Origin of the sequence: Burkholderia sp. SJZ089 (genome assembly GCF_007828315.1) — a bacterium.
Classification (GTDB): Bacteria; Pseudomonadota; Gammaproteobacteria; order Burkholderiales; family Burkholderiaceae; genus Burkholderia; species Burkholderia gladioli.
In genome coordinates this window covers 38,533-51,852 of sequence record NZ_VIUM01000005.1, presented here as the reverse complement: position 1 = coordinate 51,852, position 13,320 = coordinate 38,533, and the positions used below count along the sequence as shown (strand labels likewise).

12 protein-coding genes are annotated in these 13,320 nt (G+C 69.9%); all 12 read left to right on the top strand.

Features of this window, described 5'->3' with window-relative positions; all coding sequences use genetic code 11:
- The first annotated feature begins 31 nt into the window (after window positions 1-31).
- On the top strand, window positions 32-1,864 hold the full coding sequence (locus FB600_RS10590; RefSeq protein WP_145756842.1) for a fatty acyl-AMP ligase: 1,833 nt from the start codon (window positions 32-34) through the stop codon (window positions 1,862-1,864).
- Between the two features lie 16 nt (window positions 1,865-1,880).
- The gene (locus tag FB600_RS10585) at window positions 1,881-2,810 is read left to right on the top strand and encodes an acyl-CoA desaturase (protein ID WP_036053463.1); all 930 of its coding nucleotides are present in this window, start codon (window positions 1,881-1,883) and stop codon (window positions 2,808-2,810) included.
- Between the two features lie 25 nt (window positions 2,811-2,835).
- The gene (locus FB600_RS10580; RefSeq protein WP_013697993.1) at window positions 2,836-3,810 is read left to right on the top strand and encodes an acyl-CoA desaturase; all 975 of its coding nucleotides are present in this window, start codon (window positions 2,836-2,838) and stop codon (window positions 3,808-3,810) included.
- Between the two features lie 62 nt (window positions 3,811-3,872).
- Window positions 3,873-4,196, top strand: a complete 324-nt coding sequence (locus FB600_RS10575) for an acyl carrier protein (RefSeq protein WP_013697992.1) — start codon at window positions 3,873-3,875, stop codon at window positions 4,194-4,196.
- Window positions 4,197-4,217: 21 nt separating this feature from the next.
- A complete protein-coding gene (locus FB600_RS10570; protein WP_096748921.1) occupies window positions 4,218-5,318 on the top strand; it encodes a fatty acid desaturase in 1,101 nt (366 codons plus the stop codon).
- 71 nt (window positions 5,319-5,389) lie between these two features.
- Window positions 5,390-6,364: an alpha/beta fold hydrolase gene (locus tag FB600_RS10565; RefSeq protein ID WP_096748922.1), complete on the top strand. Its 975-nt coding sequence runs from the start codon at window positions 5,390-5,392 to the stop codon at window positions 6,362-6,364.
- A 15-nt stretch (window positions 6,365-6,379) separates the two neighbouring features.
- Window positions 6,380-7,252: an acyl-ACP desaturase gene (locus tag FB600_RS10560; RefSeq protein WP_036040873.1), complete on the top strand. Its 873-nt coding sequence runs from the start codon at window positions 6,380-6,382 to the stop codon at window positions 7,250-7,252.
- Between the two features lie 17 nt (window positions 7,253-7,269).
- A complete protein-coding gene (locus FB600_RS10555; RefSeq protein WP_013697988.1) occupies window positions 7,270-7,455 on the top strand; it encodes a rubredoxin in 186 nt (61 codons plus the stop codon).
- A gap of 49 nt (window positions 7,456-7,504) precedes the next feature.
- On the top strand, window positions 7,505-8,701 hold the full coding sequence (locus tag FB600_RS10550; protein WP_025100202.1) for a cytochrome P450: 1,197 nt from the start codon (window positions 7,505-7,507) through the stop codon (window positions 8,699-8,701).
- Window positions 8,702-8,937: 236 nt separating this feature from the next.
- Entirely contained in the window at window positions 8,938-10,026 is a 1,089-nt protein-coding gene (locus tag FB600_RS10545; protein ID WP_096748924.1) for an HlyD family secretion protein, read from the top strand.
- On the top strand, window positions 10,026-11,666 hold the full coding sequence (locus FB600_RS10540; protein ID WP_208449487.1) for a DHA2 family efflux MFS transporter permease subunit: 1,641 nt from the start codon (window positions 10,026-10,028) through the stop codon (window positions 11,664-11,666). The genes FB600_RS10545 and FB600_RS10540 overlap by 1 nt, the downstream gene beginning before the upstream one ends.
- 11 nt (window positions 11,667-11,677) lie before the next feature.
- Window positions 11,678-13,231 (top strand): efflux transporter outer membrane subunit, encoded by a 1,554-nt coding sequence (locus FB600_RS10535; RefSeq protein ID WP_096748925.1) that lies wholly within the window; start codon window positions 11,678-11,680, stop codon window positions 13,229-13,231.
- Window positions 13,232-13,320: the final 89 nt, after the last annotated feature.

Sequence of the window (13,320 nt, the reverse complement as noted above, 5' to 3'; positions counted from 1 at the left end):
ATGCAACGCTTTACGTGGAAAGGATGCCGACATGACACATCTCGAAGTCGCAAGCCCGGCGCTCGATGCGCTCGACGCGAGCCATTCGCGCCATCGCGCCGCCGCGACGCTGGCCGAGCACGCCCTCGACACGCTGGCCGACGTGCTGCGCCTGCGCGCCGCGACGCTGCCCGGGCAGACCGCCTTCATCCACCTGGTGGACGGCGAAGGCGAGACCCGCACCGTGAGCTATGCCGAGCTGCAACTGCAGGCCGGCGCGATCGCGCGCCACCTCGCCGCGCGCGGCGTGGCCGGCAAGCGCGTGCTGATGCTGTTCGAGGCCGGCATCGACTACATCGCCGCGCTGTTCGGCGTCTGGATGGCCGGCGCGGTGGCGGTGCCCTCGTTCCCGCCGGTGGGCACGCGGGCGCTGGGGCGGCTCGGCGCGATCGCGCGCGACTCGCAGCCCGAGCTGATCCTGACCGATTCGCGCTTCACCCGGCTGCGCGAGCGCGTGCTGGCGCTGCTGCCGGACGGCTTCCCGGAGGACGCCTGGACCGAGGCCGATGCGCTTTTTCGCGCCGATACTCATGCATATGCATACAACACGGCCGATGCCGGACCGGCCTTGCCGGTGCTCGATTGCGAGGCGCTCGCCCTGCTCCAGTACACGTCGGGCTCGACCTCCGATCCGAAGGGCGTGATGCTGACCCACGGCAACCTGCTCAGCAACTGCCACGGCGCGAGCCGCTGGATGGGCGGCTCGCGCGAGCGCGTCGGTTGCACCTGGTTGCCGCCCTATCACGACATGGGCCTGATGGGCGGCATCCTGCAGCCGATCTACGAGGGGTTCCCGACGGTGATCCTCTCGCCCGGCCACTTCGTCCAGCAGCCGCTGCGCTGGCTGGCGGCGCTCTCGCAGTATCGTGTCACCACCACCATCGCGCCGAACTTCGCCTTCGACCTCTGTTGCAACGCGATCGGCGACGAGGTATTGCCGCTGCTCGACCTGTCCACGGTCGAGGCGATCTACTGCGGCGCCGAGCCGGTCCGGCGCCGCACCTTCGAGCGTTTCGCCGAGCGCTTCGCGCGCTGCGGCTTCCGTGCCGAGGCCTTCGGCCCCTGCTACGGACTGGCCGAGGCCACCGTGTTCGTGTCGGGCAAGGTGGATGGCGCCGCGCCCGCCTTCGTCGAGCTCGACCAGGACGGCCTGGCGCGCGGCGAGGTGCGCGAGATCGCGGCCGATCATGCGCGCGCCCAGGCGCTGGCCTCCTGCGGCGCGCCGGCGCCGGGCCACGACGTGCGGATCGTCGCCCCGGACGGCCGCGCGCTGCCCGACGGCGCGATCGGCGAAATCTGGGTAGGCGGCCCGAACATCGGCATCGGCTACTGGAACCAGCCCGAGCGCAGCGAGGAGACCTTCCACGCGCGCCTGGAAGGCTCGGCACAACGCTACATGCGCACCGGCGACCTCGGTTTCCTGCGCGCCGGCGAGCTGTACGTCACCGGCCGCATCAAGGATCTGATCATCCACGCGGGCCGCAATCTCTATCCTCAGGATATCGAACTGCTGGTGGAGGAGCTCGACGCGCGGATCCGGCCGAACGGCGTGGCGGCCTTCTCGATCGACGACGGCCAGGGCGAGCGGATCGCCGTGGTGGCCGAACTCCGGCGCGGCGAGAAGGTGGCCGAGGGCGAACTGCAGACGCTGCGCGAGGCGATCGTCGAGCGCGTCACGCAGCAGCTCGGCGCCGCGCCGCACCTGATCCATTTCGCGCCGATGGGCGCGATCCCCTTGACCACGAGCGGCAAGATCCAGCGCTACGCCACCCGCCACGCGCTGCTGACGCAATCGCTGGCGAGCTATCCCCATGCACGCGCCTGAGCCCGCGAAGGACATCATGGACATCCAGACCCAAACCTCCCCCTCGCGGCCCGCGCCGCTCGCCGATCGCACCGGCGCCACCGAACGGCGCCTGGCCTGGCTCACGGTCGGGATCCCGGCCGTCGGCGCGCTCGCGGCCGTGGCGCTGGCGATTGTGCACGGCATCGGCCGGCTCGAGATCGGCCTGCTCGCGGTGATGTACCTGGTCACCGCGCTTGGCGTCGAGGCGGGGCTGCATCGCTTCTTCTCTCACCAGGCCTTCAAGGCCGGCCCGGTGGTGACGGCGCTGTTCGCGATCGCCGGCTCGATGGCCGCGCAGGGGCCGATCCTGTTCTGGGCCGCCACGCACCGCATGCACCACGCCTTCACCGACCAGGAAGGCGACCCGCATTCGCCGCGCCTGCACGGCGAGCATCTCGGCGGGCGCCTGCGCGGCATCTGGCACGCGCACGTCGGCTGGCTGTTCACGCTGCGCCGGCAGAACTGGAGCCAGTTCACCCCCGACCTGCTGCGCGACCGCTGGGTGGTGCGCCTGAACCGCCTCTACTTCCTGTGGATCGCGCTCGGCCTGGCGCTGCCGACGCTGGCCGGCTGGCTGATCGGCGGCACCGGCTACGCGGCGCTGACGGGTTTCCTGTGGGGCGGCCTGCTGCGCATCTTCCTGGTCGACCAGGCCACCTGGGCGATCAACTCCTTCGCGCACAGCTTCGGCCCGCGCCCGAACCGCACCCGCGACCAGAGCCGCAACGTGTTCTGGCTGGCCCTGCCGGCGGTGGGCGGCGGCTGGCACAACAACCATCACGCCTTCCCGGCTCTCGCACGCACCAGCCAGCGCTTCTGGCAGCTCGACCTGTCGGGCGGCCTGATCGAGCTGCTGGCGGTGTTCGGCCTGGTGTGGGACGTGCGCCGCCCGGCCCCCGAGCGCAGCCGCGCCACCCAGCCCTGAGCGCCCGCCTTCCGGAGATTCCTTCATGACCCAGCTCGATCTCACCCCCGCACCGACCCTCCCCGACGACCAGCCGGTGCGCGGCGTCAGCGTGCTCGACGCGCGCGGCGCCCGCATCAAGGCGATGACCGCCTTCGGCGTGATGACGATTCCGTTGGCCGGTACGCTGGCGGCGGCCTGGCTGGCCTGGGCCGGCTACGCCACGCGCGTCGACGCCTGGCTGTTCGCCGCGATGTACGTGCTGCACATGGCCGGCGTCTCGATCGGCTACCACCGCTTCCTGGCCCATCGCGCCTTCAGGACCTCGCCGCTGTTCCGCGCGCTGATCCTGATCTGCGGTTCGATGGCCGCGCAGGGCCCGATCCTGTTCTGGGTCACCACGCACCGGCGCCATCACGCCTACAGCGACCGCCCGGGCGACCCGCATTCGCCCAACCTGCTGGGCGAGAGCCGCGCCGAGCGCCTGCGCGGGCTGTGGCACGCCCACATGCCCTGGATGATGTCGCCCGAGATGTCGAGCTGGAGCTATTTCGCGCAGGACATCCTGAAGGACCGCAGCCTGCTGTTCTTCAATCGCACCTACTTCTACTGGGTCCTGCTCGGCCTCGCGATCCCGGCCGTGGCCGGCGGGCTGATCACCGCGAGCTGGATGGGCGCGCTGTGCGGCCTGATGTTCGGCGGCTTCGCGCGCATGTTCATCGCCAACCAGTTCGCCTGGTGCGTCGGCTCGATCTGCCATCGCTACGGCAGCCGCCCGTTCGACACGCGCGACCACAGCACCAACAACTGGATCGTGGCCTTCCTGACCTTCGGCGAGGGCCTGCAGAACAACCACCACGCCTTCCCGGCCTGGTACCGGCACGGCGTGCACTGGTGGGAGCCGGACCTGTCGGGCTGGATGCTGGCGCTGTTCGGACGGCTCGGCATCGTCGAGGAACTGCGCTCGCCCAGCCGCGACGTGATCGAGCGCGTGCGCAAGCGCGAGCCCGGCGGCGCCTGAGCGCGCCGCATCCCGATCGTTTCGTTTTGCCTTGCCTTCTTCAACCCTGAGGAGTACGCATCATGGCGTTCATGTCGAGCCTGTTCAGCAAGATCGGCTTCATCGAGGAAAAACGTTCCTCGACCCCGCTCACCGAGGCGGGCATCCATCAATGGCTGGTCGAGCGGCTGGCCAGGCAACTCAACGTGCCGATCGCGCAGATCGATCCGGCGCGCAGCTTCGAGTCCTACGGGCTCGACTCGCTGGTCGCGCTGCAGGTCGCGGGCGATCTCGAGAAGCTGCTCGAGCAGCGCCTGTCGCCGGCGCTGCTGTTCGAACACCAGAACATCGACGACCTGGCGAGCTATCTCGCCGCCGAACTCGCCACCGGCGAGATCAAGGCCTGAGGCCCACCAAGGAGCGAACCGATGGCAACCATCCAACTACCGCAGCAGCAGACCCCGGGCTTTCGGGACTTCGTGCAGTCGATCAAGTCGCTCGACGGCGAGCGCCTGGCCGACGCGATTCCGCGCGAACTCTACGAACCGCGCCTGGCGCGCGGCCTGCTGGGCTTCTTCGCCAGCACCGCGCTCTACGTGGGCGCCGTGATCGGCGTGCACTACGCGCCGCACTGGTCGCTCTGGATCCCGCTCTGGCTGCTGGCCGGCCTGGGCGGCTGGGGCCTGTTCTGCATCGCCCACGATTGCGGGCACAACTCCTTCTCGAAGAGCCGCCGCTTCAACTTCGCGCTCGGCCAGATCGCGCTGTTCCCGCTGCTCTACCCGTTCCACGGCTGGCGCCACATGCACAACCTGCATCACGCCAACACCAACAGCCTGGAGATGGACACCGACTGGCGCCCGGTGCTCCCGGAGCAATACCGCCGCATGGGCGCCTGGGAGAAATTCGTGTACCGCAGCACGCGCAGCTGGCTGTTCTGGCTGGGCACGGTCAACTACCAGCGCCACTCGGGCTTCAAGCCCAGCATGTTCCCCAAGCGCGAGGCCCGCAACGACGTGCGCCGCTCGGTGGTGGTCACGGTGCTGTTCGCCGCCGTCTACCTGCCCACCCTGGTCTGGTTCACGGGCTGGCAGGGTTTCCTGCTGTACTTCCTCGGCCCCTGGCTCGGCATCCACGCCTGGTTCAGCACCACCACGATGATGCATCACATCTCGGACGAACTGCCGTTCCTGACGCGCGAGCACTGGAGCCTGAACGGCAGCCGGCTGATGATGACCACCGACTACGAGTACCCGAAGTGGCTGCACTTCTTCACCCACAACATCTCGGTGCATGCCGCCCACCACGTGGTGCCGGTGATCCCCTTCTACAACCTGCCCAAGGCGCGCGAGGCACTCAAGCGCGCCTATCCCGGCTCGATCCGGCAGAAGCCGTTCACGCTCGGCGAGGTCTGGAAGGTGATCCGCGCCTGCCATCTCTATGACCCGGTGCACGGCTACTACCGCTCGTTCGAGGCGCTCGCCACGCCGCCCGCGGCCACCCCGCCGCGCGCCGATTCGGCGATCTGAGCCCACCACCCGAGCCCACTATCTGAGCCCACTACCCGGCTTCATCAGGCCACTCTGGCAGGAGAAGGACGATGTCCAATACTTCCGAGTCATCCCTCCCGCACGGCGCGGCGGCCGCCGCCGCGCCGGCGCCTTCGCCGGCACGCGCGGCGAGCCCCGCGATGTCGTTCGGCAAGCGCGTGCTCAAGGGCTACGTCGGCGCGCTCGGCGCGGTCTCGCCGGCGGCCGCCGCGCGGCGCGCCACCGACCTGTTCGGCTATACGCGCACCTTCCGCAAGACGCCGCCCAAGGACATGTCGCCGCTCGGCGCGCGCCGCTTCGAGATCCGCGGCGTGGACGGCGTCACCCACGGCCATCTGTGGGGCAAGGGCGAGCGCACCGTGCTGCTGGTGCACGGCTGGGGCGCCGACAGTGCCACCATGTTCTCCTTCGTGCCCAAGCTGCAGAAGGCGGGTTTTCGCGTGGCCGCCTTCGACGCGCCGGCGCATGGCGTCTCGCCCGGCACGGTCACCACCATGACGGCCTTCAAGAACGCCGTGAAGGGCGCGATCGAATCGCTCGGCGGCGTGCACGGCATCGTCTCGCACTCGCTGGGCAGCATCGCCTCGACCGGCGCGATGGCCGAGCTCGGGCCCGACAGCGTGGACGGCATCGTGATGCTGGCGCCGCCCTGCACGCTGCCGGCGGTGATCGACCGCTGGTCGGGCGACTTCCTGCGCCTTGCGCCCAGCGTGATGGACGCGATGTATGCCGAGCTGCATCGCCGCAACGGCGTGCCGCCCCAGCACTGGGACATCGGCGCGCTGGGCCGGGGCCTGCGCACGCGGATCTTCGTGATGCATGGCCCGAACGACAAGATCGTGCCGATCTGCGAATCGGAGAACATCGCCGCGGCCTTGCCGCACGTGCGCTTCGAGCGCGTCGAGAAGGTCGGCCACGTGCGGATCCTGTCGGACGCGCGTGTGATCGAGCGCGCCACCCAGTTCCTCGCGATCGGCGGCGAGCCGGCGGCGAACGCGCCGTCGCTCGCGCCGGCCGTGGGCTGAGCCGAGGGGACCACCATGCTCTATCCCGAACTGTACCGAAGCCTGGAACGCGCGCGCTGGGACATGCAGCACGACGTCGACTGGGACCGCTTCGACGCCTCGCTGCTGTCCGACGAGCAGGCGCTGTCGATCAAGATGAACGCGATCACGGAATGGGCGGCGCTGCCGGCCACCGAGATGTTCCTGCGTGACAACGTCGACGACAGCGATTTCTCGGCCTTCATGTCGATCTGGTTCTACGAGGAGCAGAAGCATTCGCTGGTGCTGATCGAGTACCTGCGGCGCTTCCGTCCCGAGCTCGCGCCCACCGAGGACGAGCTGCACGCGGTGCGCTTCCCGTTCGACCCGGCCCCGGCGCTGGAGACGCTGACCCTGCACTTCGGCGGCGAGATCCGCCTCAACCACTGGTATCGCTGCGCCGCGCACTGGCACACCGAGCCGGTGATCCGGCAGATCTACGAGCTGATCTCGCGCGACGAGGCGCGCCACGCGGCCGCCTACCTGAAGTACATGCGCCGAGCGCTGGACCGGCACGGCGACGAGGCGCGCCTGGCCTTCGCCAAGATCGGCACGCTGATGGCCAGCGCCAACCGCGCGGCCAAGGCGATCCACCCGACCAACCTGCACGTGAATCGCACGCTGTTCCCCAACGACACGGTGCAGAGCCGCCTGCCCGATCCGGAATGGCTGGGCCGCTGGCTCGACACGCAGATCCGCTTCGACCGCGACTGGGAGAACCGCGTGGCCGACCGCATCCTGCACAACCTGTCGATCCTGCTGGAGCGTCCGCTGCTCAACGTCAAGGACCTCCACAAGCTGCGCAAGCAGCTGCACCAGAACCTGGAAGGCGCGGGCGCAGCCGCCGCCGAGCCTGCTCTGCAGCACTGATCCGGAGAACGCTCACGATGTCCGAACTCACCGTCGAATACCGCACCTGGATGTGCCTGATCTGCGGTTACCTCTATGACGAACGAAGCGGCGACCCGAACGCCGGGATCGCCGCCGGCACGCGCTGGGAGGACATTCCCGACGACTGGCGCTGCCCCGAATGCGACGTGCCCAAGCTCGACTTCGAGATGGTCTCGATCTGAGGCGCGGCCACCCGAGCGCCATTTCCCAAGACACCAAGGACTCCCCACCATGCAATACAGCGACCTGGCGACACCCGATTTCCTGAAGAACCCCTACCCCGTGTTCGACGCGATGCGCGCCGAGGGCCAACTGGTCAAGCTCGCGCCCAAGCTCTACGCGACCTCGCACTACGGCTTCGGCGAGAAGCTGCTGCTCGACCGCCGCTTCGGCAAGGGCATCGTCGAGGCGGTCAAGGCGCGCTACGGCGAGGGCGTGATCGACCAGCCGCCGTTCCGCACCTTCCGCTCGATGCTGCCGGGCCTGAACCCGCCCAAGCACACCAACCTGCGCGCGCTGCTGATGAAGTCCTTCAACGCGCGCCAGGTCGAGAAGTTCCGCGAGGCCTCCTACACCATCTCGAACCAGTTGATCGACCGGCTGGTGAAGGAGCCGCAGGGCGACCTGGTGACCGGCTTCGCCTTCCTGCTGCCGATGCAGACCATGTGCACCATCCTCGGCGTGCCGCTGTCGGACGGCGCGATGTTCAAGCGCGCCGCCGATCGCGCGGCCGGCGCGCTCAACGTCACGCCGCTCAACGCCGAGCAGCTCGAGGAATCGCGCAAGTCGGCGATCGAACTCGAAACCTACTTCGCCAAGGTGCTGGCCGAGCGCCGCAAGGAGCCGGGCGACGACCTGATCTCGCAGATGATCCTGGCCGAGGAAGACGGCCAGCGCCTGACCGACGACGAGATCGTCGCCAACCTCTGCTTCCTGTTCGTGGCCGGCCACGAGACCACCGAGAACATGATCGGCAACACGCTGATCGCGCTGCAGCGCCACCCGGAGCAGCGCGAGCGCGTCAAGGCCGACCTCTCGATCATGCCCAGGGTGGTGACCGAGGCGCTGCGCTACGACAGCTCGGTGCAGATCGCCCAGCGCGTGGCGCTCGAGGAAGTCGAGCTGGAAGGCCAGACGATCCAGCGCGGCGACCTGATCTGCGTGTTCCTCGGCGGCGGCAATCGCGATCCGGAGAAGTTCGAGAACCCGGACCGGCTCGACATCGACCGTGAGAACGTGCGCCCGCTCTCGTTCGGCGGCGGCCTGCACTACTGCCTGGGCGCGCGGCTCGCGCTGCTGGAGATCGCGGCCGCGCTGGAGGTGGTCTACACGCGCCTGCCGAACCTGCACCTGACCAATCTCGACGCGCTGCCCTATCGCCGCAACAACGCGCTGCGCGGCGTCGATTCGCTGCTCGGCACCTGGTAGGACACGCGGCGCGCCGCGTGAGCGAGGCGCCGTGATTGCTGCACGCAAGGCAGGGCCGCGCGGGCCATCGCGCCGCGCCAGGCTCCGGCATGCCCGGCGTTCGGGCATGCCGGAATTCGGCCTCTTCATATGACGATGACCATCTGAAACCGGCATGAATCGCCACGATCGTTGCGCATGCAAAGCATGATCCCGGCGAGGACTGCCAAGCAAGCCAGGCGAAGGAGAACCTCAACTTGAGCGAGAACCAAACGGGCGCGACGGCACTGCCGGGCGCCGCCGACGGAAAACCGAAACGCAAGCGCAAGCTGGTGCTGCCGGTGCTGATCGTGCTGCTGGTGCTGCTCGCCGGCTACGCGATCTACTGGTGGCTGCACGGGCGCTTCTACGAGACCACCGACGACGCCTACGTGGGCGGCAACATCACGGTGATCTCGCCGCACGTGGCGGGCTACGTATCGGAGCTGCTGGTGGAGGACAACCAGCGCGTGCGTGCCGGCCAGCCGCTGCTGCGCCTGCAGCCCGGCGATTTCGCCGCCGCGCTGGATGCCGCCAAGGCCAACGAGGCGGCCATGCGCGCCTCGCGCGCGCAACTGCTGGCGCGCCGCACGCTGCAGCAGACCCTGATCGACCAGGCCGGCGCCGAAGTCGCGGAGAAATCGGCCGCGCTGTCCTTCGCCCGGACCGACGCGGCGCGCTACCGCAACCTGCTCAGCACCGCGGCGGGCACGCGCCAGAGCGAGGAACGCTCGAGTGCTGCGCTCAAGCAGGCCCAGGCGCAGCTCGATTCGGCCTCGGCGAAGCTGCGCGAGGCGCGCCAGCAGGTGGGCGTGCTCGACAGCCAGATCGCCGGCGCCGATGCCGCGATCCTGCAGGCCGGCGCGGCCCAGCGCACCGCCGAACTGAACGTCGGCTACACCGAGCTGCGCGCGCCGATCGACGGCTACGTGGGCAATCGCGCGATCCACGTGGGCAGCTACGTGACGCCCGGCACCCAGCTGATGTCGGTGGTGGCCGCCAAGGGCCTGTGGGTCGACGCGAACTACAAGGAGGACCAGCTCCGCCACATGCAGGCCGGCCAGCGCGCCAGGATCTGCGCCGACGTGCAGTCCTCGCGCTGCTTCGAGGGTCGCGTGCACCTGCTGGCGCCGGCCACCGGCGCGGTGTTCAGCGTGATCCCGCCGCAGAACGCCACCGGCAACTTCACGCGCATCGTGCAGCGCGTGCCGGTGCGGATCAGCTTCGAGGCGGCCGACGGCGTGCTGGGCGTGCTGCGCCCGGGCCTGTCCACCACCGTGACGGTCGACACCCACGGAGCCTCCTGATGAGCGAGCTCGCCAAGCGCCCTGCCGGCGCGCCGGCCGAGGGCACGCCCGGCGCAGCCGGGGCCGGCGCTGCTTCCGGCCCGCCGCCGGAAGCAGCGCATCCGCCCGCCTGGCCGTTCGCGGTGATGTGCGTGGGCATGTTCATCGCGCTGCTCGACATCCAGATCGTGGCCTCCTCGCTGCAGGAGATCGGCGGCGGCCTGAGCGCGGCACAGGACCAGATCGGCTGGGTGCAGACCGCCTACCTGATCGCCGAGATCACCGTGATCCCGATGTCGGGCTGGCTCACGCGCGTGTTCTCCACGCGCCGCCTGTTCGCCGGCTCCGCGCTCGGCTTCACGGCCGCCAGCCTGCTGTGCGGCTTCGCCTGGAACATCGAGAGCATGATCGTGTTCCGCGCGATCCAGGGCGTGCTGGGCGCCTCGATGATCCCCACCGTGTTCACCTCCTCGTTCCACTACTTCGACGGCAAGCGGCGCGTGATCGCGGCCGCCGTGATCGGCACCATCGCGTCGCTCGCGCCGGCGCTCGGGCCGATCGTCGGCGGCTTCATCACCGATACCGCCAACTGGCGCTGGCTGTTCTACGTGAACCTGGTGCCGGGGCTGCTGGTGGCGCTGGGTGTCTCGCTGGCGGCCGACATCGACCGACCCGATCATTCACTGCTCAAGGGCGCCGATTACGTGGGCATCGCGCTGATGGCGGTGTTCCTCGGCACACTCGAATACGTGCTGGAGGAAGGCGCGCGCTGGAACTGGCTCGACGATCCCGTCATCCGCCGCTGCGCGGTGATCTCGGCCTGCGCGGGCAGCGTGTTCGTGGCGCGCTGCCTGAGCATCGACAACCCGATCGTCGACCTGCGCGCCTTCGGCAACCGCAACTTCACGATCGGCTGCATCCTGTCCTTCCTGACCGGCGTGGGCGCCTTCTCGTCGATCTACCTGACGCCGCTGTTCCTCGGCTACGTGCGCGGCTACGACGCCTGGCAGACCGGCGTGGCGATGATGCCGACCGGCATCGCCGCGCTGGTGGGCGTGCCGGTCTACGTGATGTTCGCGCGCAAGACCGACCTGCGCTGGCTGATGATGTTCGGCATGGCGATGTTCGGCCTGTCAATGTGGGACTTCCGCTTCATCACCCACGACTGGGGCAACCAGCAACTGCTCTGGCCGCAGCTGATCCGCGGCTTCCCGCAGGTGTTCGCGATCGCGCCGGCGGTCACGCTCGGCCTGGGCAGCCTGCCGCCCGAGCGGCTCAAGTACGCCAGCGGCCTGTTCAACATGATGCGCAACCTGGGCGGCGCGGTGGGCATCGCGATCGTCGGTGCGATCCTCAACAATCGCACCAACCTGCATTTCACCGATATCGCCTCGCGCCTGACGGCCGCCAACCAGCCGATGCAGAAAATGCTCGGCACGCTGGAGGCCCAGCTCGGCCCGGCGCTCGGCTCCGCCCAGGCCGGCGCGGCCGCCTCGCTGCGCGAGCTGCACGACATCGCATTGCGCGAGGCGCAGACCATGGCCTATGGCGACGCGCTCACCACCATCATGATCGGCTTCATGTTCGCCACCCTGATCGTGCCGCTGATGCGCAAGGTGGTGCCGCCGCCGCCCCCCGATTCGTCGAAGAACGCTCACTGAGGCGCCTCCCCATGTCACGAACTCCTGATCATTCGTTTGCGTGGCCGTGCCGGCCGCACCGCCCGGCCCTCGCGCGGCCGGCGGCCATGGCCGCCGCTGCGCTGGCCGCGTCGCTGCTGGGCGGCTGCACGGTCGGCCCCGACTACCGGCCGGCCGATTCGCCGCTCGCGCCGAACTATGCCAGCCAGGACGCGCTGCGCACGCTGCAGGCGCGGCCCGCGGCCGAACCGGTCGCGCTCGATGCCTGGTGGCTCGGCTTCCACGATCCGGTGCTCACGCGACTGATCGAGCGCGCGCTGGCGCAGAACCTCGACCTGGCCGCCGCCGAGGCGCGCGTGGCGCAAGCGCGCGCGGCGGCCGCCGATGCCGGCGCGCAGCGGCTGCCCAGGCTCGATGTCGAGGGCACGGCCGCGCGCCAGCGGCAGTCGCTGGAATCGCCGCTGGGCCGGATCGGCTCGGCCCTGCCCGGCTACGATCGCAACCAGAGCTATACCCAGCTCGGCCTGGGCGCGAGCTGGGAGCTCGATCTGGCCGGCGGCCTGCGTCGCCAGGCACAGGCGGCCAGCGCCGAGGCCGAGGCGGCCGAGGCCCTGCATGCCGGCTCTCGCGTCTCGGTGGCGGCCGACGCGGCCGATGCCTATTTCCGGCTGCGCGGCCTGCAGGCGCGCATCGCCATCGTCGAGCAGCAGATCGAGGCCGATCGCCACCTGGTCTCGCTGGTTCGCGATCGCGTCGGCAACGGCGTGGCCACCCGGCGCGAACAGGCCGAGGCCGAGGCACGGCTCGCTCAGACGCGCTCGCAGCGCCCGCCCTTGCTGGCCGAGCGAGCGCGCCAGGCCAACCGGCTGGATATCCTGATGGGCTCGGCACCCGGCACCTACACGGCGCAACTGGGCGCGCCGGTCGCGGACCCGGTGGTACCGGGCCTGCCGGCCGGGATCGGCCCGGACGCGCTGCTGCGCCGCCGCCCCGACGTGGTGGCGGCCGAGCGGCGGCTGGCGGCAAGCAACGCGGGCGTCGGCGCGGCGCTGGCCGAGTACTACCCGAAGCTGTCGCTGTCGGGCATTCTCGGCTTCGAGGCGCTCGATGGACCGCTGTTCAAGTCGGCTGCGTTCCAGCCCGGCGCGCTGGCCGGGCTGCGCTGGCGCCTGTTCGACTTCGGCCGCGTCGATGCCGAGGTGGCGCAGGCCAGGGGGCGCCATGCCGAGGCGCTCGCCGTCTACCGCCAGGCCGTGCTGCGCGCGGCCGAGGATGTGGAGAACGCGGTGACCGACTGGGCGCAGATCGGCGCGCAGCGCGACGAGCTCGCGCGCCAGGTGGAAGCCGAGGCGCTGGCCCAGCGCGCGGCGCGCGATGCCTATGCGCAGGGCGACGCGAGCCTGGTCGAGGTGCTGGTGGAGGACCAGCAATGGCTCTCGGCGCGCGGCGAGCAGGCGCGCCTGAACGCCGACTACGCGCGCGCGGCGGTGGCCACCTTCCGCTCGCTGGGCGGCGGCTGGACGCTGCCGGAACCCGCCCCGGCGGCACTCGCGGCCAGCTCGCGCCAGGATCCCCCGGCCCCATGAAAGAGCACGCGCAGCCTGTCAAAACCACGATGGTGGCGATTTTTCCTTGTCATAGAATACGGGCAACGTGTTCCGCATTTCCCCATCCG

What these genes read in the sequence shown, in the direction of transcription:
- FB600_RS10590 (WP_145756842.1), top strand. Translation starts at nt 32, where the DNA reads ATGACACATCTCGAAGTCGCAAGCCCGGCGCTCGATGCGCTCGACGCG.
- FB600_RS10585 (WP_036053463.1), top strand. Translation starts at nt 1,881, where the DNA reads ATGGACATCCAGACCCAAACCTCCCCCTCGCGGCCCGCGCCGCTCGCC.
- FB600_RS10580 (WP_013697993.1), top strand. Translation starts at nt 2,836, where the DNA reads ATGACCCAGCTCGATCTCACCCCCGCACCGACCCTCCCCGACGACCAG.
- FB600_RS10575 (WP_013697992.1), top strand. Translation starts at nt 3,873, where the DNA reads ATGGCGTTCATGTCGAGCCTGTTCAGCAAGATCGGCTTCATCGAGGAA.
- FB600_RS10570 (WP_096748921.1), top strand. Translation starts at nt 4,218, where the DNA reads ATGGCAACCATCCAACTACCGCAGCAGCAGACCCCGGGCTTTCGGGAC.
- FB600_RS10565 (WP_096748922.1), top strand. Translation starts at nt 5,390, where the DNA reads ATGTCCAATACTTCCGAGTCATCCCTCCCGCACGGCGCGGCGGCCGCC.
- FB600_RS10560 (WP_036040873.1), top strand. Translation starts at nt 6,380, where the DNA reads ATGCTCTATCCCGAACTGTACCGAAGCCTGGAACGCGCGCGCTGGGAC.
- FB600_RS10555 (WP_013697988.1), top strand. Translation starts at nt 7,270, where the DNA reads ATGTCCGAACTCACCGTCGAATACCGCACCTGGATGTGCCTGATCTGC.
- FB600_RS10550 (WP_025100202.1), top strand. Translation starts at nt 7,505, where the DNA reads ATGCAATACAGCGACCTGGCGACACCCGATTTCCTGAAGAACCCCTAC.
- FB600_RS10540 (WP_208449487.1), top strand. Translation starts at nt 10,026, where the DNA reads ATGAGCGAGCTCGCCAAGCGCCCTGCCGGCGCGCCGGCCGAGGGCACG.
- FB600_RS10535 (WP_096748925.1), top strand. Translation starts at nt 11,678, where the DNA reads ATGTCACGAACTCCTGATCATTCGTTTGCGTGGCCGTGCCGGCCGCAC.